Raw genomic sequence first — 25,870 nt, 5'->3', positions numbered from 1 at the left:
ACTTGTTACCGCTTGCCACGATTGCGCACAGCGTGTCAGCGCCGCGGCCCCGCCCCGGCCGGCAATACTGGAACGGATGTTCCAGATAATGTACGATCCACCAACCCCGGACACCGGATCGCCATGCTGGACACCCTGCTCTCCACCGTCCCCCTGGACGCGCTCGCCGTAAGAATGCTGGCCACGGCCTTCGTCGTCATGGCGGTTTCATGGGCCGTGGGCGCCTTCGGCCCGCTCATCGGCGGCGCCCTGGCCGGCCTGCCCATCATCCTCGGGCCCGGCTTCTACTTCCTGGCCGCGCAAGCCCCGGCCGCCTTCGTCGCGCAGACCGCCGCCTACGCGCTGCTGTCGCTGTGCGCCACGCAGTGCTTTCTGCTGTGCTACATCGCCGTCGCCGCCAGGACGCCGCCCTGGACCAGCCTGGGCTGCGCCGTCGGCGCCTGGCTGCTGGCCGCGCTGGCGCTGCGCCAGCTGCCCGCGCAACCCGTGGTCGGCGCCCTGCTTTTCATCGCGGTCACCGCGCTATGCCTGCGCATCGGCCGCCGCTTCCTGCTGCCGCGCGGTCCCGCCAAAGGCAAGGCCGGCTTCGGCCTGCTCGCCCTGCGCGGCCTGCTGGCCGGCACGCTGGTGGCCGCCGTCACCACCGCCAGCCAATGGCTGGGCGCCACCGGCGCCGGCCTGCTGCTGGCGTTTCCCATAGGCTACAGCGTGGTCGCCATCACCCTGCACCAGAAACTCGGCACCGCCAGCCTGATCGCCACGCTCTACTCCGCGCTGCTCGGCACCGTCAGCCTGGCCGCCTTCTGCGCGGCGCTCGCGCTCGCCGCCCCGCACTGGACGCCGAACGCGGCGCTGGCCTGGGCGCTGGCGGCGTCGATGACGTTCACGCTGGCGTTGGTGATCCGGCGGCGGCTGGCGATGGCGCGCTGACGCCATCCTGGTGGGCCCGGGCCGCCTGTGCCTTGCCGACGTTGCCGGCCGAGTCCAGTCCCAGCAGCACCAGATTCCGCTCATAGTCCTGTGCAAGCAGGCGTAGGACGTCCTGCACGCCTTCGCGCCCGCCGCAAGCCAGTCCATAGAGCGCCGGCCTGCCCACGAACACGGCGTGCGCGCCCAGAACCTGGGCACGCACTATGTCAGCCCCGCTGCGCACGCCGCTGTCCAGGAACACCGGAATGCGGCCGCCGACGCGCTCCGCGATCGCGGGCAAGGCGGCAATCGCGGAGGGCGCCGCGTCCAACTGCCGGCCCCCGTGATTGGACACGATGACACCGTCCACGCCATGCCGGACCGCCAGGGCGGCGTCCTCCGCATGCAGCACGCCCTTGAGCACCAGCGGCCCGTCCCAGAGCCCGCGCAGCCAGCGCAGGCTCTCCCATACCAGCGACCGGTCCATGCTTCTGGCCAGCAGCGAAGCCTGGACCTCGGCCGGCAAGGCGTCGGCGGGATGCTCGGCCAGGTTCACGAACCGCGGCGCGCCGCCCTTGAGCATCCGCAACGCCCAACCCGGGCGCCGCGCCACATCCCATGCCAGCCTGGGCGTTATCCGGAACGGGATCTTGAAACCGTTGCGCGCATCGCGCCAGCGGTGGCCGCCGACCGGCACGTCCGCCGTCAGCACCAGCACGCGATAACCGGCGCCGCGCGCGCGCCGCAGCAACTGCTCGGCCAACCCGCGGTCCCGCATCACATACAACTGCAGCCATTGCTCGCCGCCGCGGGCCTGCGCCCGCACTTCCTCGGCGCGCTGGTTCGACGCGGTCGACAACACGAACGGCACGCCGCTGTCCGCGGCGGCGGCCGCCAGCATCGCGTCGCCCCCCGGGCGCACGATGCCGTTCAGGCCCGTCGGGGCCAGCGCGAACGGCGCGCGCCAGGACGAGCCGAACACCTCCACCGAAGTATCGACCTGGGCGACGTCCCGCAGCACGCGCGGCGTCAGCCTGATCCGCTCGAAGTCGGCCCGGTTGGCGCGCAGGCAGGTTTCGTATTCCGCGCCGCCATCGATGAACTCGTACACGAACCTGGGCAGCGATCTGCGGGCCGCGCGCCGGTAATCGTCTATCGTGATCAGCACTCGGCACCTACTGCAGCGTAATGCCGCGCTCGCGGATGATCTTGCCCCAGCGCTCGTTCTCCCGCGCCACGAAGCTCGCCATCTCGCCAGGCGAACTGAACCAGGGCTCGACCGCGATGCTGGCGAAAAAATTCTTCACCGGCTGCGACGCCAGCGCCGCGCCCAGCGCGCGGTTCAGCGCCTCGACCGTGGCGCCAGAGGTGCCCGCGGGCACCAACATCCCCTGCCAGGCAAAGGCCTCGAAGCCCGCCAGCCCTTGCTCGTCCAGCGTCGGAATGTCGGGAAAATTCTGCATGCGCCGCGGGCTGGCCACGCCCAACACCTTGAGCCGCCCCGACTTCATCTGCGGCACCACGGTGGAGGCGTCCATCAGCGCGAACGACACCGCGCCCGCCATCAGATCGGTCACCGCCGGCGCACCGCCGCGATAGGCCACGTGCGTCATCTTCAGCCCGGTGCGCTCGCGAAAAAGCTCGGCCGCCAGATGCTGGGCCGACCCCACACCCGAGCTCGCGAAATTGGCGCTGTCGGGATGGCTCTCGGCCCAGCGCAGGAACTCGGCCAGATTGTTCGCGGGCACCTCGCTCGATACCACCAGCAATATCGGATAGCGCGCATACAGCCCCGCCGGCGCGAAATCCTTCGCGCTGTCATAAGGCAGGCTGGCGAACAGGTGCGGATTGGCCGCCAGCGTCGTGAAATCGCCCGTAAAAACCATATTGCCCTGCGCCTTGGCATTGGCCACATACGCGGCCGCGATATTGGTGGCCCCGCCTGGCCTGTTGCTGACGAAAAAGCCGCGGCCCATCTGCGCACTCATACTCTCGGCGAGCTTGCGCGCAATCACGTCCGAACCGCCGCCCACCGGAAAGGGATGCACCCATTCCACCGACCTGTCGCCGCCCTGCGCCAGACAGGCGGCGGCGCCGCCGCTGGACGCCAGGGCCAGCAGGGCTTTCAAGAATAGGCGCTTGCGCATGTCGCTTCTCTCCCGGAGTCGTGGCAATTCGATGGCGAGAGTGTGAGGCCCGGCGACATTCCTGAGAATTGTTATTTCCGGCCAAAGTCATTACATTCCGGTATGGCCTACAACCTGCACGAACTCCGCGCGTTCCTCGCCGTCATCGAACACGGCTCCCTAGGCAAGGCCGCCGAAAGACTCGCCCTTACCCAGCCCGCGCTAAGTAGGATCGTGAAGCGGCTGGAAGAATCGGTCGGCGAGACCCTGTTCGAACGCCACACCGGCGGCATGCGCCTGACCGCCTACGGCAAGGCCCTGGCCCCGCATGCGCAACTGCTTTGCCGCGAGGAAAAAATCGCGCGCGACGAAATCAACCGCATGCGCGGCCTGGCCGTGGGCGCCCTGCGCCTGGGCGTCACCGCCGGCGCCTCCGCGCTGTTCATCCCCAGGGCGCTGGGCGCCTTCCTGGAAAAGTGGCCCGGCATCGCCGTCGACGTGGTCGAAGGCATCTGGGACGAACTGGCCACGAGCCTGGAGAACTACCGCGTCGATCTCGTGATCGCCCCGGAAGCGCCCGAGACCGCCCGCATCGCCGCCGCCAGGGATTGCGCCTGGCACGAGACCATGAACGTGATCGTCGGCGCCAGCCACCCTTTGCGCGCCGAGCCGCCCGTCGCCATGCAGGCCCTGCTTGCCGAACGCTGGTGCTTCGTTCCCGAACACACCGAGCCCCGCAACCGCCTGGTCTCGCTCTTCAGGAAAAAAGGCCTCACCGCGCCGCCCATCGCGGTATCCAGCCCCTCGATTCCGCTGCTCAAAAGCTTGGTCGCGCACTCCGGCTTCGTCAGCTGGCTCACCCGCCCCATGTACGCGGCGGAACTGAAGGCCGGCCTGATCCGCGAACTGCACGTCGAAGGCCTGGGTCACGAACGCCGGTTCGCGGCGTATCACCGGCGCGAAGGCATACTCCCCGCGCCGGCCCTGCGGTTCCTGGAGGAAATCCGCAGGCAGACCGCTTAGCGCTGGTCGCCCAGCGCCCGCGCAGCCTGGAGGATCGAACCCAGTCGAATGGCGGTGAGCAGCGTATGTGATCGCGCAGACATGGCGAATACCCGAAGTACAGCTAAATAAGAAATAGCTGCAAATCAGATAATTATCAATTAGTTGTAAACCAACTATTCTTGCTGCGACCGCTACACATCGACCGACAGCCTCCCGCGCTGAAAATCCATGACCGATACGCTCCAGCACCTCAGCCAGCAACAACGCGAATTCGCAAACGAACGCGACTGGGAGCAGTTCCACTCGCCCAAGAACCTGGCTTCCGCCCTGATCGTCGAAGCGGGAGAACTACTGGAACATTTCCAGTGGATGACCGAAGAACAAAGCCGGGCGCTCTCTCCCGAGAAGCTGGAAGCCGTCGGCTACGAAATCGCCGATGTGCTGCTTTATCTCGTCCAGCTGAGCAACGTGCTGGGCATCGACCCCGTGAAAGCCGCGCAGGCCAAAATCCGCATCAATGCGCAGAAGTATCCGGTCAGCCGCGCCAAAGGCAGCAGCAGGAAATACGATCAGATATGAGCTGCGGGAACGGGTGCGCGTGACAGACGGCGCAAATGAGAAAAGGCGCCGAAGCGCCTTTTCTCTTGCCTTCCTACATCGAGGGCAGGATCATTCCCACTCAATCGTCGCAGGCGGCTTGCTCGACACGTCATACACGACACGGTTGATCCCGCGCACTTCATTGATGATCCGCGACGACACCCGGGCCAGCAGCGGATGCGGCAGCGGCGCCCAGTCGGCGGTCATGAAGTCGAACGTCTGCACCGCGCGCAGCGCGACGACGTATTCGTAGGTGCGGCCGTCGCCCATCACGCCTACGGACTTGACCGGCAGGAACACGGCAAACGCCTGCGAGGTCAGTTCGTACCAGGTCAGGCCGCTGGCCTCGTCCTTGGTGTTGCGCAGTTCTTCGATGAAGATGGCGTCGGCGCGACGCAGCAGTTCGGCGTATTCGTGCTTGACCTCGCCCAGGATGCGCACGCCCAGGCCGGGGCCGGGGAACGGGTGGCGGTAGACCATCTGCGGCGGCAGGCCCAGGGCCACGCCGAGTTCGCGGACTTCGTCCTTGAACAGTTCGCGCAGGGGTTCCAGCAGCTGCAGGTTGAGCGTGTCCGGCAGGCCGCCGACGTTGTGGTGCGACTTGATGGAGGTGGCCTTGCCGGTCTTGGCGCCGGCCGATTCGATCACGTCGGGGTAGATGGTGCCCTGGGCCAGCCACTTGGCGCTTTTCTGCTTGCCGGCCTGTTCCTGGAACACTTCGACGAATTCGCGGCCGATGATCTTGCGCTTGGCTTCGGGGTCGGCCACGCCGGCGAGCTTGCCCATGAACTGGGCGGTCGCGTCGATGTGGATGATGTTGACGCCCATGTTCTCGGCGAAGGTCTGCATGACCTGCTTGCCTTCGTCCAGGCGCAGCAGGCCGTGGTCGACGAAGACGCAGGTGAGCTGGTCGCCGATGGCCTTGTGGATCAGCGCGGCCGCGACGGAGGAGTCCACGCCGCCGGACAGGCCGAGGATGACTTCGTCGTCGCCGACCTGTTCGCGGATGCGGGCGACGGCTTCGGCCACGTAGTCGGGCATGTTCCAGTCGCCTTCGCAGCCGCAGATCTCGTTGACGAAGCGGGCCAGCATGGCCTTGCCCTGCACGGTATGCGTGACTTCGGGGTGGAACTGCACGGCGTAGAACTTGCGGTCTTCGTCGGCCATGCCGGCGATCGGGCAGGACGGCGTGGAAGCCATGAGCTTGAAGCCCGGCGGCAGTTCGGTGACCTTGTCGCCGTGGCTCATCCAGACCTTCAACATGCCGTGGCCTTCGGGCGTGGTGAAGTCTTCCAGGCCTTCCAGCAGCTTGGTGTGGCCGTGGGCGCGGACTTCGGCGTAGCCGAATTCGCGGTGGTCGGAGAAGCTGACCACGCCACCCAGCTGCTGGGCCATGGACTGCATGCCGTAGCAGATGCCCAGCACCGGCACGCCCAGTTCGAACACGGCGTGCGGCACGCGCATGGAGCCTTCTTCGTAGGCCGAGGCGTGGCTGCCGGACAGGATGATGCCCTTGAGGCCTTGCGCCATCTGTTCGCGCACGAAGGCGTCGTCGACGTCGCCCGGATGCACTTCGGAATACACGCCGGCCTCGCGCACGCGGCGGGCGATCAGTTGGGTGACTTGCGAACCGTAGTCGAGAATGAGGATGCGCTGGTGCATGGAGACTCTACCGGTAATGAATGGAACCGCAGTAAATAAAACCGCACCGGCAGAACCGCGGGTTCATTGCGGTTCTGCCGGTGCGTGATGCATGACATTGTAGTTGACTGTACGGATCAGTCGGCGCGGTAGTTGGGCGCTTCCTTGGTGATCTGTACGTCGTGCACGTGCGACTCGCGCACGCCGGCGGAGGTGATCTCCACGAATTCGGCCTTGGTGCGCATGTCGTCGATGGTGGCGGCGCCGCAATAGCCCATCGAGGCGCGGATGCCGCCGACCAGCTGGTAAATGATGGCCAGCACGCTGCCCTTGTAGGGAACACGGCCTTCGATGCCTTCGGGAACCAGCTTGTCCGCGTTGTTGGCGGGGTCCTGGAAGTACCGGTCGGCCGAGCCGTCGGTCATGGCGCCCAGGCTGCCCATGCCGCGGTACGACTTGTACGAGCGGCCCTGGAACAGCACGACTTCGCCCGGCGACTCTTCGGTGCCGGCGAACATGCCGCCCATCATGCAGGAGAACGCGCCGGCGGCCAGGGCCTTGGCGACGTCGCCCGAGTAGCGGATGCCGCCGTCGGCGATCAGCGGCACGCCCGTGCCTTCCAGCGCCTTGGCGACTTCGGAGATGGCATGGATCTGCGGCACGCCCACGCCGGCGACGATGCGGGTGGTGCAGATCGAGCCGGGGCCGATGCCGACCTTGACGCCGTCCGCGCCGTACTCGACCAGCGCGCGCGCGGCGGCGGCGGTGGCGATGTTGCCGCCGATGACTTCGACCTTGGGATAGTTCTGCTTGACCCAACGCACGCCTTCGAGCACGCCCTTGGAGTGGCCGTGGGCGGTGTCGACGATCAGGACGTCCACGCCGGCGGCGACCAGCTTCTCAACGCGCTCTTCGGTGCCGGCGCCCACGCCCACCGCCGCGCCCACGCGCAGCTGGCCCTGGGCGTCCTTGCTGGCCATCGGGTGTTCGGTGTTCTTGACGATGTCCTTGACCGTGGCCAGGCCGCGCAGCTCGAAGCCGTCGTTGACGATCAGCACGCGCTCCAGGCGATGCTTGTGCATCAGGGCCTGGGCCTCTTCCAGCGTGGCGCCTTCCTTCATGGTGACCAGGCGTTCCTGCGGCGTCATGATGTTGCGCAGGGGCTGGTCCAGGTTCTCTTCGAAGCGCAGGTCGCGGTTGGTGACGATGCCGACCAGCTTGCGTCCCTCGACCACCGGCAGGCCCGAGATGCCGTGCTGGCGCTGCAACGCAATCGCGTCGCGCACTTTCATCTGGGGGGTGACGGTGACCGGATCGATCACGATGCCGAATTCGTGGCGCTTGACGCGGGCCACTTCACGGGCCTGGGCGTCGGCGGACAGATTCTTGTGGATGATCCCGATTCCGCCCTCTTGCGCCATGGCGATGGCCAGACGCGATTCGGTGACGGTGTCCATGGCGGCGGACACGAGGGGGATATTGAGATTGATGTTGCGGGTCAGGCGCGTGGCCAGGGAGGTGTCGCGCGGCAACACCTCGGAATACGCAGGCACCAGCAACACATCGTCGAAGGTGAGCGCTTTTTGAACGAGACGCATGGGTAACTCCGGGCGCAAAGCAAGATTATACGCCGTCCAGGTGTTTTGCCTAGGTATTCACCCTAGGTCCGCAAAGATTATTTCAGTGTTTTTACCCGGATCAATTGACTTTCATTTTTACCCGGATCATAATCCGACCATCAATTTTACCCGGATGAAACAATGACTACTTTGTCTGCACACACCGCATTCTCGGGCCATCGCCTCCTTGCCGCCGGCGCGCTGGCCGACGTGGCCCTGGCCGTAAAACGCGCGATGGCCGCCGGCGACGCCGCCATCCTGGTCTACGAGGACCGGTCCGGCCGGCAGGTGGACCTGAATCTAAGCGGCGACGACGCCAGCGTCGCCGAACGCCACCGCGCCCCCGCCGAAACCGATTCCGCCAGCCCGGCCGAACCGGCGCCGCGCGGACGCGGCCGGCCCAGGCTGGGCGTGGTGGCGCGCGAAGTCACGCTGCTGCCGCGCCATTGGGACTGGCTGGCCGCGCAGCCCGGCGGCGCGTCCGTGGCCTTGCGCAAGCTGGTGGAACAGGCGCGCCGTGGCAACGAGGCGCAGGAGCGCCGCCGCGCATGCCAGGAGGCCGCGTATCACTTCATGTCCAGCATGGCCGGCAACCTGCCGGGCTTCGAGGAGGCGACCCGCGCGCTTTATGCCGACGACCGCGAACGCTACGCGCGGCTCGTCGCCGACTGGCCGCAAGACGTGCGCGACTACGCCATGAAGCTGGCCTGGCCCGCGGCCGACGAAGCCGCCGCGGGCTGATCGCCCCGGCCGCGCCTGCGGTAGACCGGCCTGGGCCGAGGCGGCGGATATGCGTTTTAATCGGAACTGGCGGACGCGCTTTTCGCGCCCGCGCCCTTCCCCTTACGGTGCATCATGGCCATCGCGAAGAACTTTCTGCTCTACGACGGAGATTGCCCGTTCTGCTCGAATTACGTGCAGATGCTGCGGCTGCAAAAGGCGGTCGGCCCGGTCGACCTGCTCAACATGCGCGACCATCCCGACCTGGCGGTCGCCTACAAGGCGCAGGGATACGACCTGAACCAGGGCATGCTGCTGCACCTGGACGGACAGGACTATTTCGGCGCGGACTGCATCAACCGGCTGGCGCTGCTCAGCACCGGCAACGATTTGTTCAACAGCATCAACGCCGCCGTCTTCCGCAATCCCTGCCTGTCCACCGCCCTGTATCCGTTCATGCGCACCGGCCGCAGCCTGGCGCTGACCCTGCTGGGCAAGAAGAAGATGCAGGTCTGACTGCCTTTCAGGCCGCCCGCGCGGCGTCGTCCGGCGCCAGCGGCGCGGCCTCGCCCCGGCTCCAGCCGCTGGCCGGGTCGCGCTTGTCGCGCCGGTAATTCCATTCGGCGCCGCAGATGGCGCAGGTAAAGGCTTCGTGGCTGACGTCGCGCCGGTGTTCGTCGAGCGAGCGCACGTCACCGAGGCTGATCAGGTTTTCGTGTCCGGGCGCGTCGCGCCGGTTCGCAGCGATAGCCTCGCATTGTTCGCAAGTCGCCATGGCTCATCCCCTTCCTTGTGCTTTACGGGGATGTTACGAAAGCGTAATCGGCCAAAGTTCAGCAATTCTCACCTCGGCCCCGGCCAGATTCCGTAACGTCTTGGAAGAATATCGAACGGCAATAAGTCCCCGAAAGTCGGACTATCGTTGGTCGGGCGCCGGATTACGCCCAAAGCATGAGTTCCCTGCTCCGATACATCGACCCGAATCTTGAACAAGAAAGGATGCTTATCGTGACTTCAATCGGAAAAACCGCCGCTGCCTGCGCGCTGGGCGCCTATATGACACTGGCTGCCATCGGACAGACCGCTTACGCCCAGGCCGACGCCGCCGCGCCGCTCGCGACCGGAATGATCGACTCTGGCGTGGCCGAAGGCCAGGTGATCGAGGCCGTGCGCAGCGGCGACATCCTGTCCATCAAGATGCGGTTCAAGCCTATCGTGCCGGGCAAGACCGAGATGATTTATTCGACGATCTCGCAAAACGACTACGAGAACAGCTTCTACGTGGTCGCGGGCAACAAGAAATACCTGCTGCTGAAAGACAGCAACGACAAACCCCTGACCAATCCCAAGCTGATGCTGCGCACCGCCAAGGACACGCCGATCGCCGGTTCCTGGCATGGGAAATTCCCCGCGCCGCCCAAAGAGATCACCGAAGTATCCCTGACGATCCCGGGCGTCGAGACCTTCGACGCCATCAAGATCACCGATCGATAGCCATGACGGGCCACCTGGGCGCGTCATCCCTGCTGGCGGCGGCGCTGCTGACCGCGGCCAGCGGCTCTTTTGCGCAAGAGCCGCCCTACAAGGCCGAGATTCTCGATCTCAAGGCCACTATCCTGGACCTGAAGGGTTTTCCTTCCGACACCGGCGGCGGCGTATCCGACCTGACCGCGCGGATCGATGGGCTGGCCGCCCGCCATTCGGGCATATCGGTTCGGCAGGACCAGAATGCCGTGACCGTGTCGATGCTGGGCGACGTGCTGTTCGACTTCGACAAGGCCGCCATCCGCCCGGCCGCCGAACCGACGCTGCAGGACATCGCCGGCCTCATCGAGTCCGGCCCGGCCGGCGCCGTGGCGATCGAAGGACACACCGACTCCAAGGGATCGGCCGCCTACAACAAGGAATTGTCGCTGCGGCGCGCCCAGGCGGTGGCGAAATGGCTGGCCAGCCACGGCGTGGACCCCTCGCGCTTGAAAACCAAAGGCCTGGGCGACAGCCGGCCGGTGCAGCCGAACAAACTGGCCAACGGCGCGGACAACCCCGAAGGACGCGCCCAGAACCGGCGCGTGGAGTTCGTGCTGCCGAAGTGATTATCCCTGCCGCGCCGGGGGCATTCCGGCGCGGGTCAATATTCCGCAAGACCCCGCATTATTAGCTGTCGCGCCCCGGCGAACGGATCGCGCGCATCGGCTAGTCAGGCCGCGCTATTCATTCTTCCTCGCCGTAGCCGAAAGGCCAGCGGCGCTTGTTCGGCTCCGGGGCCGGTTGCTTGGTTTCCATGGCGGACTCCTGATGATTGATGACCGAATGCTACCGCCACGGGCCGAATCGAACTGCAAAGGTTCGCAAAGATCGAGGGCCGCCTTTCGGCAGCCCCATCCGTGTTTCTAACACAGGTGGACCGCGGCCCGCATCGGGGCTAGAACGCATGCGGTTTCGCAGGGCGGCGCGTAGCATGGAACGCACATGCTGCAGGAGGAGACCGTCATGCCGGGTTCCAACTGGATATGTGGCAGCAAGCCACCGCAACGCCAGGGATTCTTCGAAACCGAATTCAATACAGGCGAAACCGAGGTCACGATGTACTCCATATTGGGCTGGATGCCGCCCGCGCACCGCGGCTATGTGGTCCGGTGGCGCTTGCTGGACCCGGCCGTGGAACAGGCCGAGATCGAACGGTATTTGCATTGCCGCCGACAGGGCCGCAGCCATTCCTGAACGGCGGCCGCGGGCGCGGCAAGGCGGCTTAAGTTTTATTCCGGCTTTTGTCCCGGCAAAACGGAACTAAAAGCTTGTCCAGGAGCTGCACAACCTCGTCTACGCCTGAACGCCTGGCGAATACCGCGAACGCGACCAGTTCTACCAGGCCGAGCACAATCGGCCCCGACCAAGTGTTCATCTGCATGAACAAAAAAGCGTCAATCAGCGCAACGATAAAGACGGAAAGGATAAAGCGCTCTTCCCGCCGAGATTCCTTTTCATATTGGAGTTTCCGCTCCAGGTTCGCGGTGGCGGCAGCGATTTCCTCGGTTGGCAATATGCCGGCCGACTCGGAGGCGCTTTCGGAAAGATGCTGGAATTCTCCGCTGGGCACCGCTCATTCCTTGGGCCCGAAACGTTGAGCATACTCATCCAGCACCGATGAAAATGGAATCTCGACACCCCAGTGTCCGGTGGTGAAATGCCGGCTCCATGCGCTCTTGCCGTCATGGGTCAGCTTGACGAGCTTGAATGCTGGTTCGTTGCCGAACCTGTCCACGGCCTCGTCGATCAATTCGACCGCCAGCGGGTCCGACGGGCAAAGTATCGACCGAAAGATGTTCCTGATTGGGCGGGCGCCAAAAGCTGACGCACGGTGGTAGACGGACGGCAAAACCGGACCGTAATTCCATGCCTGGAAATTCTCATCGGCGATCATGGGCCGCTTATGGCGGCCGGCGTAGACCATGTGAGCCAGATAAAGGATTTTTTGCAGCTGCAGATTCGTAAGTGTCCAATCGGACGTGTCGCATGCGTGCTTGGCTGCCTGCAAAGCCGTTACGCCCATGATCGCCTCCGCGGGAAACGTAACAATAAAGACTGCGAACAACTGTAATTTAATACAGCACCAGAGCAGCGCAATGCACGTCGGCGAGAACTAGGACCAAGGTAAGACACGGTCAACCGAAATAACCCGCAGTTATGAACTCCCCTAGGGATAACCCCATGAGGGAATTTGCTTATGCGCTTTAATTATTTGCACGGCGCATACTTCGCGGGCAAGAATTCGTCCTTGGCATAAATCAAAACCAATGGAACTTCGTCAACTCGAGGCCTTCGCGGCCGTGATGTCCACAGGCAGCGTCACCGCTGCCGGACGGCTGCTGGGACGCTCGCAGCCCGCGATCAGCCGGCTGCTGCAGGAACTGGAGGCTGAAATCGGCTATGCCCTGTTCGCGCGCAGCGGCCCGCGGGTCACGCCGACCGAACAGGGCTTTCTGCTGTACGAAGACGTCGAACGCGCGCTGGCCAGCCTGCAGCAGATCCGCGGCCGCGCCGAAGAGATCGCCCGCGGCCAGGCCCAGCCGCTGCTGATGGCGGCCACCTCGGCGCTGGCGGCCGGGCTGGTGCCCGACGCGCTCAAACGCATCGAGTCCCGGCTCGGCGCGGCCCGCGTGCAGTTGCGCAGTGCCTCGCCGGAACAGGTGGTGCATGCGGTGCTGTCGGGCTCGGCGCAACTGGGCGCGACCAGCCTGCCGCTGGAGCATCGCGGCCTGACGGTGCACTGGATCGGGCAGGCGCCCTGTGTGGCCGCGCTGCCGGAAAACGATCCGGCGGCGCAGCAGGCGGTGGTGCCGGTGTCGGCGCTGGCCGGCCGGCGCCTGATCACGATGGCCAATCCGTTCCGGCTGCGCCGGCGGCTCGACGCCGCGCTGGCCCCCGGCGGCCGCATGCCCGCCACGCTGGAAACCAATTCGTCCGTCAACGCCCTGGCCGCCGTGCGCGCCGGCCTGGGCGTGTCGGTGCTGGAACCGATCACCGCCTACGGCATGCCGATGGAAGGCGTGGCGATCCGTCCCATCGATCTGGACATCCCATTTTTCTTCGGGGTCATCACCCCGCAGTCGCAAACGCCGACGCCGGCCTGCCAGGCCATGGCCGACGCGCTGGCCGACGCCGCGGCGGCCCTGCTGCCCGGCTTCGTGCTGCACGACGCCAGCGCCCATGCGGCGCTGCTGCAGTCGATCTACGGCGACGACGCCCCACTTACGGAATCCCCTGCATCATGAATCTGCCCATAGCCGCTCCGCCGCAAGGCCTGGCCGCGCTGGAAGCGCGCCTGCGCCAGGATCTTGCCTGGCTGGAACTTCCCGCCAAGAACTGGGTGACGCCCCGCCATGTCGACGGCAAGCCCGTGCTGGACGTGGCCATCGTCGGCGGCGGCATGGCCGGCCTGGCGGCGGCGGCGTCGCTCACGCACCTGGGCATCAACGCGCCCATCTTCGACCAGGCGCCCGCCGGCTTCGAAGGCCCCTGGGCCACCACGGCGCGCATGGAGACGCTGCGCTCGCCCAAGCAGCTGACCGGCCCCGCGCTGGGCCTGCCGGCGCTGACGTTCCGCGCCTGGTTCGAATCCCAGTTCGGGTCCGAGGCCTGGGAGGCGCTGGACAAGATTCCGCGCCTGCAATGGATGGACTACCTGCGCTGGTATCGCCGCGTGCTGGACCTGGACGTGCGGAACGAACACCGCATCCGCGCCGTGCTGCCGCGCGCCGACCGGCTGGTGCAGCTGGAGATCGAGTCGCCCGCCGGCCGCAGCACGGTGCTGGCGCGCCGCGTGGTGCTGGCGACCGGGCGCGACGGCCTGGGCGGCGCCTATGTGCCCGACTTCGCCAGGAAACTGCCGCGCAATCGCTGGGCGCACTCCTCCGACGTCATGGACTACGCCACGCTCGCCGGCAAGCGCGTGGGCGTGGTGGGCGCGGGCGCGTCCGCCATGGACAGCGCGGCCACCGCGCTGGAGGCGGGCGCGGCCAGCGTGGACCTGCTGATCCGCCGCCAGGACATCCCCCGCATCAACAAGGGCAAGGGAGCCGGCAATCCCGGCCTGACCCACGGCCACCTGACGCTGCCCGACGAATGGAAGTGGAAGATCCGCCACTACATCAACGCCGCCCAGGTTCCGCCGCCGCGCGGCAGCACGCTGCGCGTATCGCGCCACCCCAACGCGCGCTTCAACCTGGGCGCGGGCGTGCAGGACCTGGCCATGGTGGACGACGAAATCCGCGTCACCACGCCCAAGGGCGTGTTCGCGCTGGACTTCCTGATCTTCTCCACGGGATTCCGCATCGACTGGACCGCGCGCCCCGAGTTCGCCGCGCTGGCGCCGCACGTGCGCGCCTGGGGCGACCGCTACGTGCCGCCGGCCGGCCAGGAAGACCAGGAGCTGCATGACTCGCCCGACCTGGGCGCGGTCTTCGAACTGCAGGAGAAAACCCCGGGCGCCTGTCCCGGCCTGGACCGGGTGCACTGCTTCTCGTATCCGGCGGCGCTGACCCAGGGCACGATCTCGGGCGACATCCCCGCCATCAGCGAGGGCGCCAAGCGCCTCGCCCAGGGCATCGCGGGCCTGTTCTACCGCGAGGACGTGGCCACGCACTACGCCAATATGGAAGCGTTCTCCGAACCGGAAGTGTTCGGCGATGAATGGGTGCCCGCGCCGGCGCCCGCCCCCATCGCGCAATCGGAGACCGCGCAATGACGGGCTGGTTGCTGCGCCGCGTGGCGCAAGCCGCGGTGGTCGTCTTCCTGATGACGCTGATCGTGTTCGTGGGCCTGCATGCCATCGGCAACCCGGTGGACATCCTGATCGGCCAGGACGTGGACCAGGTCGACCGCGCCCGCATCATCGCCGAGCTGGGCCTGGACAAGCCGTTGTGGGAACAGTACCTGGCGTTCATCAACGGCGCGCTGCACGGCAATCTGGGCAACAGCTTCGTCTACAACATCCCGGCCGTCGAGCTGGTGATCCAGCGCCTGCCCGCCACCTTCGAGCTGGCCATCGCCGCCATGCTGCTGGCGGTGGTCGTGGGCCTGCCGCTGGGCCTGCTGGCCGGGCTGTATCCGGAAAGCCGCTATTCCAAGCTGATCATGGCGGGCAGCATCGTCGGCTTCTCGCTGCCCACCTTCTGGATCGCGCTGATGCTGATCATGACGTTCAGCGTGTCGCTGGGCTGGCTGCCGGCCAGCGGCCGCGGCGAGACGGTGGAGTTCCTGGGCCTGCAATGGTCGTGGCTGACGGCCGACGGCTGGCGCCACCTGATCCTGCCGGCCTTCAACCTGTCGCTGTTCAAGATCTCGCTGGTGATCCGCCTGACCCGTGCCGGCGTGCGCGACGTGCTGCCGCAGGACTTCGTGAAATTCGCGCGCGCCAAGGGCCTGTCGCCGCTGCGCGTGGTGGGCGTGCACGTGCTGCGCAACACCATGATCCCGCTGGTGACGGTGCTGGGCCTGGAACTGGGCTCGACCATCGCGTTCGCCGTGGTCACCGAGAGCATCTTCGCCTGGCCCGGCGCCGGCAAGCTGATCCTGGACAGCCTGAACGCGCTGGACCGCCCCGTGATCGTGGCCTACCTGATCGTGGTGGTGTTCCTGTTCGTCACGCTGAACCTGATCGTCGACATTCTGTACAAAGTGCTGGACCCGCGGGTGCGGCTGGAGGCTGCCGCATGAGCGTTGTATCCACACAAACGCCGGCGCCCGCCCTGCGCCGCGAATCCCCCTGGCGCCGCAACCTGGCCGAGTTCATGTCGTCCAGGACCGCGGTGCTGGGCCTGGCGGTGTCGCTGCTGCTGATCCTGGCCGCCGCGCTGGCGCCCTGGATCGCGCCGCAGAACCCTTACGACCTGCTGCAGATCGACGTGCTCGACGCGCGCCTGCCGCCAGGCACCATGAACGGGCTGGAGACCTTCCACTACTGGCTGGGCACCGACGGCCAGGGCCGCGACCTGCTGTCGGGGATTCTGTACGGCCTGCGCATCAGCCTGATGGTGGGCGTGGGCTCGGCCCTGATCGCCGGCGTGGTCGGCACGCTGCTGGGCCTGCTGGCCGCCTACGCGGGCGGCAAGGTCGACGCGCTCATCATGCGCCTGGTGGACCTGATCCTGTCCTTCCCGTCCATCCTGGTCGCCATGATGATCCTGGCCTACCTGGGCAAGGGCGTGGGCAACGTGGTGCTGACGCTGGTGATCCTGGAATGGGCCTACTACGCCCGCACCGCGCGCGGCCAGGCCCTGGTGGAGCGCCGCCGCGAATACGTGGAAGCCGCCCGCTGCCTGGACATCCCCAACTGGCGGATCATGCTCAAGCACATCCTGCCCAACTGCCTGCCGCCGCTGATCGTCATCGGCACGCTGCAGATCGCGCGCGCCATCACGCTGGAGGCCACGCTCAGCTTCCTGGGCCTGGGCGTGCCCGTGACCGAACCGTCGCTGGGGCTGCTGATCTCCAACGGCTTCCAGACCATGCTGTCCGGCGAATACTGGATCAGCTTCTATCCCGGCATCGCGCTGCTGATCACCATCGTGGCCATCAACCTGGTGGGCGACCGCCTGCGCGACGTGCTGAACCCGAGGAACCACAAATGACCGCCGCCAGCATGATTTCCGGCGCGCCGGCCACGCTGGAGGTGCGCGACCTGCGCACCCACTTTTTCACCCGCGCCGGCGTGCTGCCGGCCGTGGACGGCGTTTCCTTCACCCTGGAACGCGGCAAGATCCTGGGCCTGGTCGGCGAATCCGGCTCGGGCAAGTCGGTCACGGGCTTTTCCATCATGGGCCTGGTGGATGCGCCGGGCCGCGTCGTCGGCGGCGAAGTGCTGTTCCAGGGCCGCGACCTGACCCGGCTGGCGCCGCGCGAACTGCGCAAGCTGCAAGGCAACCGCATCGCCATGATCTTCCAGGACCCGATGATGACGCTGAACCCCGTGCTGCGGGTCGACGCGCAGATGATCGAGACCGTGCGCGCGCACAACAAAATGAGCGTGGCCCAGGCCCGCGAGCTGTCGCGCGACACCCTGGGCATGATGGGCATCCCCAGCCCCGAAGAGCGGCTGCTGGCCTATCCGCACCAGCTCTCCGGCGGCATGCGCCAGCGCGTGGCCATCGCCATCGCCATGCTGCACCGTCCGGACCTGATCATCGCCGACGAGCCCACCACAGCGCTGGACGTCACCATCCAGGCGCAGATCCTGTCGGAAGTGCAGAAGCTCGCGCAGCAGCACGGCACCAGCCTGATCTGGATCACCCACGACCTGTCGGTGGTGGCCGGACTGGCCGACGAAGTGGCCGTCATGTATGCGGGCCGCATCGTCGAACACGGCACGGTCGACGACGTGCTGGACCGTCCGCAGCATCCCTACACCGTGGGCCTGATCGACAGCCTGCCCAGCAACAACCGGCGCGGCCAGCGGCTGCGCCAGATTCCCGGCATGACCCCCAACCTGCTCAACCTGCCCGCCGGCTGTGCCTTCGCGGCGCGCTGCCCGCGCGCCAGCGCCGCCTGCGGCCAGCAGCCCGGCATCGCCGAGGCCCTGCCCGGCCACCGCGTGCGCTGCTTCCATCCCACCCTGCAATCCAGCGAGGCGATGGCATGACGGCGTCCGCCCCCACCCCGCTGATCGACCTGAGCCGGGTCAGCAAGCGCTTCGGCGAACGCGCCGTCGGCCCGGCCGGCCGCGCCCTGCAGCGCCTGGGCCTGTCCAAGCCGCCCGCCGTCACCCGCGCCGTCGACAACGTGGACCTCATCGTCAATCCCGGCGAAGTGGTCGGCCTGGTCGGCGAGTCCGGCTGCGGCAAGTCCACGCTGGGCCGCATCGCGGCCGGCCTGCTCACGCCCTCCGGCGGCGAGATCCGCATCAACGGCGTGCGCCCGGCGGACATGAACGCCGCCCAGGCCCATGCCGCGCGCCTGCGGGTGCAGATGATCTTCCAGGACCCCTACGCCAGCCTCAACCCGCGCCTGCGCGTCGACGAGATCGTGGGCGAGGCGGCGCGCATCCACGGCCTGGTCGGCAACGGCGACTTCGACGACTACGTCAGCGCCCAGCTGGAACGCGCCGGCCTGGACCCGGCGCTGCGCCACCGCTACCCGCACCAGTTCAGCGGCGGCCAGCGCCAGCGCATCGGCATCGCCCGCGCGCTGGCCGTGCAGCCTTCCATGCTGGTCTGCGACGAGGCCGTGGCCGCGCTGGACGTGTCCATCCAGGCGCAGATCCTGAACCTGTTCATGGACCTGCGCGAAGACCTGGGATTGACCTATCTGTTCATCAGCCACGACCTGGGCGTGGTCGAGCACCTGTCCGACCGCGTCGTCATCATGTACCTGGGCCGCGTGGTGGAGACGGCCACGGTGGAAGAAGTCTTCCGCCGTCCCAACCACCCGTACACGCAGGCCCTGCTGGCCGAAATTCCCAGCCTGAAATCGCGCCGCAAGACCTTTACCGCGATCAAGGGCGAAATCCCCAGCCCGCTGAACCCGCCCGGCGGCTGCCATTTCCATCCGCGCTGTCCGCAAGCGATGCCGCGCTGCAAGACCGAGGTTCCCACGCTCAAGGGTATCGCCATCAACCACCTGAGCGCCTGCCACCTGAACGACATGGCTTGAACACGCCTTCAACAAGGACTCCGAACATGAAACGCCTGATTCTCACCACGCTCGCCGCCGCCGTCCTCGGCGCCTCGGCCGCCGCCGTCGCCGACGACCTGTCCATCGGCTTCGCCGACCCGCTGTCCTCGCTGGACCCGCAGCTGAACAACCACGCCGGCGACCGCTCGGTGGCGCTGCACTTCTGGGATCTGCTGATCGAGAACAAGGAGAACAAGCTGCAGCCCGGCCTGGCCGTGAGCTGGAAGCCGCTGGACGACAAGACCTGGGAATTCAAGCTGCGCGAAGGCGTCAAGTGGCAGGACGGCACGCCCTTCACCGCCGACGACCTGATCTACTCCTACACCCGCGCGCGCGCCGTGCCGGGCAGCGTGGCCACCTACGCAGGCTACCTGCGCACCATCGACTCGATGAGCGCCAAGGACCCGCTGACCCTCATCGTCAAGACCAAGGCGCCCAATCCCGACCTGCCGCTGAACCTGGCCTCGGTGCACGTGGTCAGCAAGCACGTGGGCGAGAAGTCCACCACCGAGGACTACAACTCGGGCAAGGCCATGATCGGCACCGGCCCCTACAAGTTCGTGTCCTACACCCCCGGCGACCGCGTCATCATGGAACGCAACGACGCCTACTGGGGCGGCAAGCAGATCTGGGACAAGGTCAACTACCGCTACATCAACAACGCCGCCGCCCGCACCGCGGCGCTGCTGGCCGGCGACGTGGACGTGATCGACAAGGTTTCGGTATCCGACCTGGCCAAGCTGCAGAAGGCCTCGAACATCTCGGTCTATCCGTACGACGGCCTGCGCGTCATGCTGCTGCAGCCCAGCTTCAACCCCGCGCCCAACGCCTACATCACCGACAACAACGGCAAGCCGCTGGACAAGAATCCGCTCCTGGACGTGCGCGTGCGCCAGGCGCTGAACCTGGCCATCAACCGCAAGGCCATCGCCGACCGCATCCTGCAGGGCGCGGCCACCGAGGCCAACCAGTGGATGCCCAAGGGCACCTTCGGCTACAACCCCGACGTCAAGAACATCCCCAACGACGCCGCCCAGGCCAAGAAGCTGCTGGCCGAGGCCGGCTACCCCGACGGCTTCAAGCTGACCATGCACGTTCCCAACGACCGCTATCCGCAAGGCCCGGAAACGGCCCAGGCCGTGGCGCAGTTCTGGACCCGCATCGGCGTCAAGACCCAGGTGGAAGTGGTGCCGTGGGCCGTGTACTCGGGCCGCGCCAACAAGAACGAATTCGCGGTCAGCATGCTGGCCTGGGGCAACGGCACCGGCGAAGGCAGCTACGCGCTGGTCAACGTCCTGGCCACCGCCGATCCCAAGAAGGGCCTGGGCGCCTCCAACTGGGGCCGCTACAGCAACCCCAAGGTCGACGCCGCCCTGGAGCAGTCCACCTCGGAATTCGACGTGGCCAAGCGCGAAGCCATCCTGCGCGACTCGGTCAAGATCGTGTCCGATGACGTCGGCGTGATTCCGCTCTTCCACTACAAGAACATCTGGGCCGCCAAGAAAGGCCTGAAGGTCACCCCCATGACCAGCGACCGCACGGCCGCCATGATGGTGACCAAGGACGCGGGCAAGTAAGCCATGGCGCTCACCCTTTCCGTCACCCCCGCGGACGCCCTGATCGACGTGCCGCGCTGCATCCGGGTCGAGCAGGCCCGGCCCGGCCAGACCGTGGAAATCACGGTCCTGACCCGCCGCAACGGCGTGCTGTGGCAAAGCCGCGCGGCGTTCGTGGCCGACGCCGACGGCGTCGTCGACCTGACGCGCCAGGCGCCCGCTTCCGGCGACTACGCCGGCACGGCCCCCATGGGCCTGATCTGGTCGCAATCGCCCGTGGATTCGCCCAGCCGCGAGCAGTTCAACCACCCGGTGACCGAGGCCCTGGTCACCGACGTGGTGGCCCGCGCCGACGGCGCCCAGGCCCAGGCCAGCTTCACCCAGCGCCTGGCCGCCGAAGGCGTCACCCGCCACGAAGTGCGCGAGGAAGGCCTGGTCGGCACGCTATACCTGCCGCCCGGCTGCGCGCCCGGCACGCATCCCGCCGTCATGATCCTGAACGGCTCGGGCGGCGGCATCAACGAACCGCGCGCCGCGCTCTACGCCTCGCGCGGCTACGCCGCCTTCGCGCTGGCCTACTTCAAGGCGCCGGGGCTGTCCGACTACATCTCCAACACCCCGCTGGAATACTTCCAGACCGGGCTGCGCTGGCTGCGCAAGAAGGTGCAGCCCAAGCACGACTTCGTCGCCCTCAGCGGCCAGTCGCGCGGCGGCGAACTGGTGCTGCTGCTGGGCGCCACCTTCCCCGAGGAAGTCTCGGCCGTGGTCGGCTACGTGCCGGGCGCCGTGGTCCACAGCGGTCAGAACGCCTGCGACCCCAAGATCGGCCGCGAAGGCCCCACCTGGCTGCTGGGCGGCAAGCCCGTGCCGCACGTCTGGGAAAACAACCGCACCGCCACCTGGGCCCCGTTCGACGAAGGCCCACCGCCGCACCGCCACGAAAAAGCCATCCTCACCGCGCTGCAGGACCCCGACGCCGTGGCCCGCGCCCGCATCAAGGTCGAGAACATCCAGGGCCCGGTCATCCTCTTGTCCGGCACCGACGATGGCTCCTGGCCGTCCAGCCTGTACTCGAAGATGGTGCGCGACAAACTGGCCGAAGTGAAGCACCCCTACCCGGTCCAGTGGCTGGACTACGAGAACGGCGGGCACTCCATCCTGTTCCCGTACGTGCCCACCACCCAGCACGTCTACGCCCATCCCGTGTCCGGCAAGATCAGCACCAGCGGCGGCACCCCCAGGGATAACGCCCGCGCCGACCAGGAATCGTGGGAAGGCGTGCTCAAGTTCCTCGACGCCGCCGTGCGCGCGCGCGCCGCCTGACAGAATCAAGGAGATCCGCATGGCTGAACCCATTACCTACAACGTCGCCGCCGACCTCGTCGACCGCCTGGTCGCGCTGGCGCCCGACAGCAAGACCTACGCCGCGCGCCACCAGCGCGAGAAAGTCGCCGCCGCCACCCAGGGCAGCTACGACGCCCTGTTCGACCCCGCGCTGCCCGGCCTGTCGCTGGCCGAGCGCCTGCTGGTCGCGCTGTACGCCAGCCGCATCACCCCGTCGCCGCTGCTGGCCGCCCACTACCGCAAGCGCCTGGCCGAGACCGACGCCGCGCCCACCGACATCGCCGTCGCCGAGTCCGGCAAGCCTGCCGAGGCATCCAGCCCGCGCCTGGCCGCCATCCTCGAATACACGCGCAAGCTGATCGAAAAGCCCGTCGAAGGCGACGAGGCCGCGCTCAAGACCCTGCCGGCCGCCGGCGTGTCCACGCCCGCCGTCGTAACCCTGTCGCAGCTCATCGCCTTCCTGTCCTACCAGGTCCGCCTGGTCGCCGGCCTGCAAGCCATGCAGGCCCTGGAAAGCCAGCCCGGCCGCGCCGCCGGCACGCCGCCCGCGCCCTTCCCGCCCAACACCGCGGCCACCGCGCCCGGCGCCGCCATCAAGAACCACGGTTTCACCAACGAAAGCCTGGAATGGAAGGCCTGGCTGGACGTCGTCAACGTGGAAACCGCCACGCCCGAACAGATCGCCGTCCTGGAAGAAAGCCACCCCAAGGCCAAGGTCTCCGACTACTACCTGTTCCTGGTCCACCAGCCCGAGATCCTGCGCCAGCGCTCCACCGCGTTCAACGCCATCATGTACGCCCCCGGCGGCCTGTCGCGCGCCGAACGCGAACTGGGCGCCACCGTCGTGTCGCGGGTCAACGGCTGCGTCTACTGCGCCTCGGTCCACGCCCAGCGCTTCGAGCAACTGGCCAAGCGCAACGACGTCATCGCCCAGGTCTTCGAAGACCCCGCCACCGCCGGCACCACCGCGCGCGAACTGGCCATCGGCAAGTTCTCCATCCAGATCACCGACGCGCCCGCCACGGTGAACGCCGACAGCATCCAGGCCCTGAAGGACGTGGGCCTGAACGAAGGCGAGGTCCTGGACCTGCTGCATTCGGATGCGATCTTCGCCTGGGCGAACCGCCTGATGCTCAACCTGGGCGAGCCGGTTTTCCCTAAGGCTTGACCCTGTGGCGTCCGGCCGCCCGCGTGCCGGACGCCTGGCCGCTTGTCATCGCCGGCACCGGCCGGCGCTGACAAGCCGCCCTTTCAACGTTGCCAGGTCATCAGCTTGACGCCCGCAACGCCAAACACCACGGCCACCGTCCCTTCGATCCAGCGCCGCAGCCTGGCGTACAGCGCAATCATCGGCGCGGTCGAAAAAGCGATGGCGTAGCCGCCGAACACCATCACGCCGAGCGACGCGCAACCACCGATGATCGCCGGCAAGGTGCCGTCCGACGCGCTCTCCCCCAGCCCCAGCGACATGATCGCCATCCAGGCCAGCACCGCCTTGGGGTTGCCGATATGCATGAGCACGCCCTGGCGGTAGAGCACCCGGTAGCGCGGGGTCACACGGCCCGTTTTCACATTCGCAAAGGCCGCGCCCGGCCTCAGCGCCGACCTGCCGGCGCGCAACGCCAGATAGAGCAGATAGACGCCTCCCACCATCTTCATGATGTAAAGCGCCTGCGCGGATGCCGCCAGCACGGCGGAAATGCCGGTCGCCGCCAGCGTCGCCCAGAATAGCGAGCCCGTAATGACGCCCGCCGCCAGCGCAAGCGCCGGCACACGGCCATCACGCATCGCCGTTGCCATGATCGCCATATTGCTGGGCCCGGGACTGGCGGTGGCAATCAGATAAGTGCCATACACGAGGGCAAGCTGACTCACGAGCATTTGCGTTTCTCCAGGGATGCCAGGACATATCCCCGGCGCGACTACGCGGCGCTTCAGCCCGAGCGCAAGCAGCACCGCATCGCGCATGTTACTCGTATGCCAGATAACCTGGATCGCCGGATACCGCACAGTCCGCGGCCAGTTTTCCCGATTCGCGGCGGCGGCGGCGTTTTCGTTAAACTGACGCTTTCCGCCTACTCGTGCGCCCCGCCCATCGCGGGGCGCATTGCCTTACCCCATGTCCGACAAAACCCACGACATCCGCCCCGGCCAGTCGATCGAACTGCTCAAGGCCCTGCACATCCTGACCCGCGACGGCAAGATGAACCAGGACAGCCGCCGCAAGCTCAAACAGGTCTACCACCTGTTCCAGTTCATCGAACCGCTGCTCAAGGACGTCCAGCAGCAACGCGGCGCGGTCACCCTGGCCGACCACGGCGCGGGCAAGTCGTACCTGGGCTTCATCCTCTACGACCTGTTCTTCAAGGAACAACCCGAGGCCGTCAGGCAAGGCTCGCACATCTACGGCATCGAAACCCGCGAAGAGCTGGTCAAGTCATCCGAGGAACTGGCGCGCCGCCTGGGCTTCGGCGGGATGTCGTTCCTCAACCTGTCGGTGGCCGAATCGATCACCTCGGACAAGCTGCCCCCCGCCATCGACGTGGTGACCGCGCTGCACGCCTGCAATACGGCAACCGACGACGCGATCCATTTCGCGCTGGAAAAGAAAGCCAGGTACATCGTCATCGTCCCCTGCTGCCAGGCCGAAGTCGCCGCCGTGCTGCGCAAGAACAAGGCAAAGGCGCTGGCCGATCCGCTGGCTGAGATCTGGCGGCACCCGCTGCATACGCGCGAATTCGGCAGCCAGATCACCAACGTGCTGCGCTGCCTGCAGCTGGAAGCGCACGGGTATCAGGTCAGCGTGACCGAGCTGGTCGGGTGGGAACACTCGATGAAGAACGAGCTGATCATTGCGCAGTACAAAAACCTGCCGCGGCGCAAACCTGCCGAACGGCTGACGGAGATGCTGGAGCGCATCGGGCTGCAGGAGTTGAAGGACCGGTTTTTCCTGCCAGAGCCGACGACGGCGGCCTGAGCATCAATCGCCGGAACTACGGCGCAGCCGATCCGTTGAATTCTTGTTCAGGCGCTGCGCTTCGGATTCCGCGTAGTCTTCCTCGCCCTCTTCGTACTGGCCTTCATACATGCAGCTGCTGCGGTACCACGCGCACTCGCTGCCTATTGAGCAGCCCGACGTCAGCGCGGTGAGAAACAGGATGATGCCGCAGCGGCTTAAGGTTTGAATCGACATATCTCTCCCTGGTGGTTGATGGATAGTGTAGGAGATAGAGATGGCGAATTCGGGTGGCGTCGGAAACCGATACCTTTGATCACGAATGCACTGATCATTGTGCGGGACAAGGATTTGCCGACGAAATGCCCTCCGAGCAGTTGACCGAGATGCTCGGACGCATTGGGTTGCTGGCGTCGAAGGATCGGTTTTTCTTGCCGCAGAGTGAATGAAAATTGACGAAGGACCGCACGCGGCCCTTTTGTTTTTGAGCGCTCGTCTCGGAAAGGGACGAAAATGCCACCTTTGGCACTGCTGCCAATATGCGTTGCGCCTATACTCGCACTGCGATCGCACCAACGATCGACCGGATTGACAGCCGGAATGACAAAGGGCGGACAGCCGCTGCAATAGCGGCGTTTTCATGTCCGTAGGCTGACGCACGTCCCTGCTATGGGCGGGCCTTGGCTGGGGCACGTTCGCGTGCGCCGGTTTCCTTTGTACCGGTCTGTCAACCCGGCCTTGCGCCCGCCCACCCCGATTGACAGCGGGGCGCGGGCTTCACGACAAAGGAAGCCACTATGAACGACCACCCCTACACCCTTGACCGCTGGGCCACCCCGGATGATCTGGAGATTGGCTCTATTCGCTTTGCGGACCTTCGGAAGATAGAGCGAGCTTGCCAGGGAATCTGGGCTATTGTCCGGATTGTGGGCAATAGTGCGAATGAGCCGGATAGCACTGGCGCGCAGCCGCTGGATCCCTGGGTGACTTCCAATTTGTTAGGCGGGATTGAGAGCCTTTGCGATCACATTGCGGATCTTGTGGAAGTGGCGCTTGATGGGGCGCAGGTGGGCTTTGGGTTCTCTGCTGAGGAAAATCCGGTTCATTAATTCGAACTGTTTGCACGAGTCGGCATTGCTCGGATGCCAATTCGCCTTAATGCAGCTGAAATTTCGGGAATGCGAAGGTCGGCATTCGGCCAGAAGCTGTCAATGATTACGAACCCAA

General features: G+C 66.4%; 28 protein-coding genes. 19 read left to right on the top strand and 9 right to left on the bottom strand.

From position 1 onward, the window contains the following. The first annotated feature begins 123 nt into the window (after positions 1-123). On the top strand, positions 124-930 hold the full coding sequence (locus tag A6B37_RS03405; RefSeq protein ID WP_111824899.1) for a hypothetical protein: 807 nt from the start codon (positions 124-126) through the stop codon (positions 928-930). On the opposite strand, the gene A6B37_RS03400 is transcribed toward A6B37_RS03405, so the two are convergent. Further along, positions 884-2,077 carry an alpha-hydroxy acid oxidase gene (locus tag A6B37_RS03400; protein ID WP_111824898.1) on the bottom strand — a complete coding sequence of 398 codons (1,194 nt, stop codon included), beginning with the start codon at positions 2,075-2,077 and terminating at the stop codon, positions 884-886. The genes A6B37_RS03405 and A6B37_RS03400 overlap by 47 nt on opposite strands. Positions 2,078-2,084: 7 nt before the next feature. Then, entirely contained in the window at positions 2,085-3,056 is a 972-nt protein-coding gene (locus A6B37_RS03395; protein WP_111824897.1) for a tripartite tricarboxylate transporter substrate binding protein, read from the bottom strand. Between the two features lie 102 nt (positions 3,057-3,158). Between A6B37_RS03395 and A6B37_RS03390 the strand changes: the two genes are divergently transcribed. Then, positions 3,159-4,058, top strand: coding sequence for a LysR family transcriptional regulator (locus tag A6B37_RS03390; RefSeq protein WP_111824896.1), 900 nt, complete (start codon positions 3,159-3,161; stop codon positions 4,056-4,058). A 210-nt stretch (positions 4,059-4,268) separates the two neighbouring features. Beyond that, the gene (locus A6B37_RS03385) at positions 4,269-4,619 is read left to right on the top strand and encodes a nucleotide pyrophosphohydrolase (RefSeq protein ID WP_111824895.1); all 351 of its coding nucleotides are present in this window, start codon (positions 4,269-4,271) and stop codon (positions 4,617-4,619) included. A 90-nt stretch (positions 4,620-4,709) separates the two neighbouring features. Here A6B37_RS03385 and guaA read toward each other — a convergent pair whose 3' ends face one another. Next, positions 4,710-6,302 (bottom strand): glutamine-hydrolyzing GMP synthase, encoded by a 1,593-nt coding sequence (guaA, locus tag A6B37_RS03380; protein WP_102771963.1) that lies wholly within the window; start codon positions 6,300-6,302, stop codon positions 4,710-4,712. Between the two features lie 116 nt (positions 6,303-6,418). Further along, on the bottom strand, positions 6,419-7,879 hold the full coding sequence (guaB, locus tag A6B37_RS03375) for an IMP dehydrogenase (protein WP_102771964.1): 1,461 nt from the start codon (positions 7,877-7,879) through the stop codon (positions 6,419-6,421). Positions 7,880-8,041: 162 nt separating this feature from the next. Between guaB and A6B37_RS03370 the strand changes: the two genes are divergently transcribed. Together A6B37_RS03370 and A6B37_RS03365 are read left to right on the top strand one after the other, a co-directional pair. After that, positions 8,042-8,641, top strand: a complete 600-nt coding sequence (locus A6B37_RS03370) for a DUF2239 family protein (protein ID WP_111824894.1) — start codon at positions 8,042-8,044, stop codon at positions 8,639-8,641. Between the two features lie 114 nt (positions 8,642-8,755). After that, positions 8,756-9,136 (top strand): DCC1-like thiol-disulfide oxidoreductase family protein, encoded by a 381-nt coding sequence (locus A6B37_RS03365; protein ID WP_111824893.1) that lies wholly within the window; start codon positions 8,756-8,758, stop codon positions 9,134-9,136. Positions 9,137-9,143: 7 nt separating this feature from the next. Here the strand turns inward: A6B37_RS03365 and A6B37_RS03360 are convergent, their stop codons facing one another. After that, on the bottom strand, positions 9,144-9,395 hold the full coding sequence (locus A6B37_RS03360) for a hypothetical protein (RefSeq protein ID WP_102771967.1): 252 nt from the start codon (positions 9,393-9,395) through the stop codon (positions 9,144-9,146). A 176-nt stretch (positions 9,396-9,571) separates the two neighbouring features. On the opposite strand from A6B37_RS03360, the gene A6B37_RS26190 reads away from it, so the two are divergent. The 3 genes from A6B37_RS26190 (at position 9,572) to A6B37_RS03345 (ending at position 11,341) form a co-directional block, all read left to right on the top strand. After that, positions 9,572-10,114, top strand: a complete 543-nt coding sequence (locus A6B37_RS26190) for a hypothetical protein (RefSeq protein ID WP_246842356.1) — start codon at positions 9,572-9,574, stop codon at positions 10,112-10,114. Between the two features lie 2 nt (positions 10,115-10,116). Beyond that, positions 10,117-10,713: an OmpA family protein gene (locus A6B37_RS03350; RefSeq protein WP_102771968.1), complete on the top strand. Its 597-nt coding sequence runs from the start codon at positions 10,117-10,119 to the stop codon at positions 10,711-10,713. Positions 10,714-11,110: 397 nt separating this feature from the next. Further along, entirely contained in the window at positions 11,111-11,341 is a 231-nt protein-coding gene (locus A6B37_RS03345; RefSeq protein WP_102772814.1) for a hypothetical protein, read from the top strand. Positions 11,342-11,369: 28 nt separating this feature from the next. On the opposite strand, the gene A6B37_RS03340 is transcribed toward A6B37_RS03345, so the two are convergent. Then, positions 11,370-11,717, bottom strand: a complete 348-nt coding sequence (locus A6B37_RS03340) for a hypothetical protein (protein ID WP_111824892.1) — start codon at positions 11,715-11,717, stop codon at positions 11,370-11,372. Positions 11,718-11,720: 3 nt separating this feature from the next. Next, positions 11,721-12,170 (bottom strand): Panacea domain-containing protein, encoded by a 450-nt coding sequence (locus A6B37_RS03335; RefSeq protein WP_146747993.1) that lies wholly within the window; start codon positions 12,168-12,170, stop codon positions 11,721-11,723. A gap of 244 nt (positions 12,171-12,414) precedes the next feature. On the opposite strand from A6B37_RS03335, the gene A6B37_RS03330 reads away from it, so the two are divergent. Genes A6B37_RS03330 through A6B37_RS03290 form a run of 9 tightly spaced genes read left to right on the top strand, consistent with a single transcriptional unit; the run spans position 12,415 to position 22,855 of the window. After that, positions 12,415-13,392 (top strand): LysR family transcriptional regulator, encoded by a 978-nt coding sequence (locus A6B37_RS03330; protein ID WP_111824890.1) that lies wholly within the window; start codon positions 12,415-12,417, stop codon positions 13,390-13,392. Next, the gene (locus tag A6B37_RS03325) at positions 13,389-14,864 is read left to right on the top strand and encodes an NAD(P)/FAD-dependent oxidoreductase (RefSeq protein WP_111824889.1); all 1,476 of its coding nucleotides are present in this window, start codon (positions 13,389-13,391) and stop codon (positions 14,862-14,864) included. The genes A6B37_RS03330 and A6B37_RS03325 overlap by 4 nt, the downstream gene beginning before the upstream one ends. Continuing rightward, complete coding sequence (locus tag A6B37_RS03320) at positions 14,861-15,835, top strand: ABC transporter permease (RefSeq protein WP_102771973.1); 975 nt, start codon at positions 14,861-14,863, stop codon at positions 15,833-15,835. Before A6B37_RS03325 ends, A6B37_RS03320 begins: the two co-directional genes overlap by 4 nt. Next, on the top strand, positions 15,832-16,749 hold the full coding sequence (locus A6B37_RS03315; protein WP_102771974.1) for an ABC transporter permease: 918 nt from the start codon (positions 15,832-15,834) through the stop codon (positions 16,747-16,749). Before A6B37_RS03320 ends, A6B37_RS03315 begins: the two co-directional genes overlap by 4 nt. Then, complete coding sequence (locus tag A6B37_RS03310) at positions 16,746-17,756, top strand: ABC transporter ATP-binding protein (protein ID WP_102771975.1); 1,011 nt, start codon at positions 16,746-16,748, stop codon at positions 17,754-17,756. The genes A6B37_RS03315 and A6B37_RS03310 overlap by 4 nt, the downstream gene beginning before the upstream one ends. Further along, on the top strand, positions 17,753-18,766 hold the full coding sequence (locus A6B37_RS03305) for an oligopeptide/dipeptide ABC transporter ATP-binding protein (protein WP_102771976.1): 1,014 nt from the start codon (positions 17,753-17,755) through the stop codon (positions 18,764-18,766). The genes A6B37_RS03310 and A6B37_RS03305 overlap by 4 nt, the downstream gene beginning before the upstream one ends. A gap of 26 nt (positions 18,767-18,792) precedes the next feature. Next, positions 18,793-20,364, top strand: coding sequence for an ABC transporter substrate-binding protein (locus tag A6B37_RS03300; protein ID WP_111824888.1), 1,572 nt, complete (start codon positions 18,793-18,795; stop codon positions 20,362-20,364). A 3-nt stretch (positions 20,365-20,367) separates the two neighbouring features. After that, the gene (locus tag A6B37_RS03295) at positions 20,368-21,666 is read left to right on the top strand and encodes an acyl-CoA thioester hydrolase/BAAT C-terminal domain-containing protein (protein WP_111824887.1); all 1,299 of its coding nucleotides are present in this window, start codon (positions 20,368-20,370) and stop codon (positions 21,664-21,666) included. A 19-nt stretch (positions 21,667-21,685) separates the two neighbouring features. Next, positions 21,686-22,855 (top strand): CMD domain protein, encoded by a 1,170-nt coding sequence (locus tag A6B37_RS03290; RefSeq protein WP_111824886.1) that lies wholly within the window; start codon positions 21,686-21,688, stop codon positions 22,853-22,855. Positions 22,856-22,938: 83 nt separating this feature from the next. Here A6B37_RS03290 and A6B37_RS03285 read toward each other — a convergent pair whose 3' ends face one another. After that, positions 22,939-23,655 (bottom strand): LysE family translocator, encoded by a 717-nt coding sequence (locus tag A6B37_RS03285; RefSeq protein WP_246842355.1) that lies wholly within the window; start codon positions 23,653-23,655, stop codon positions 22,939-22,941. 151 nt (positions 23,656-23,806) lie between these two features. Here A6B37_RS03285 and A6B37_RS03280 point away from each other — a divergent pair, with 151 nt between their 5' ends. Continuing rightward, positions 23,807-24,664, top strand: coding sequence for an SAM-dependent methyltransferase (locus tag A6B37_RS03280; RefSeq protein WP_111824884.1), 858 nt, complete (start codon positions 23,807-23,809; stop codon positions 24,662-24,664). 3 nt (positions 24,665-24,667) lie between these two features. Here the strand turns inward: A6B37_RS03280 and A6B37_RS03275 are convergent, their stop codons facing one another. Continuing rightward, the gene (locus A6B37_RS03275; protein WP_111824883.1) at positions 24,668-24,880 is read right to left on the bottom strand and encodes a hypothetical protein; all 213 of its coding nucleotides are present in this window, start codon (positions 24,878-24,880) and stop codon (positions 24,668-24,670) included. Positions 24,881-25,440: 560 nt separating this feature from the next. Here A6B37_RS03275 and A6B37_RS03270 point away from each other — a divergent pair. Continuing rightward, positions 25,441-25,752 (top strand): hypothetical protein, encoded by a 312-nt coding sequence (locus tag A6B37_RS03270; protein WP_111824882.1) that lies wholly within the window; start codon positions 25,441-25,443, stop codon positions 25,750-25,752. Positions 25,753-25,870 lie beyond the last annotated feature (118 nt).

The sequence above is a fragment of the Achromobacter sp. HZ01 genome, from assembly GCF_003267925.1.
Classification (GTDB): domain Bacteria; phylum Pseudomonadota; class Gammaproteobacteria; order Burkholderiales; family Burkholderiaceae_B; genus Achromobacter; species Achromobacter pulmonis_A.
The sequence above is the reverse complement of the archived record's forward strand: the minus strand, read 5'-3'. Positions and strand labels throughout refer to the sequence as shown.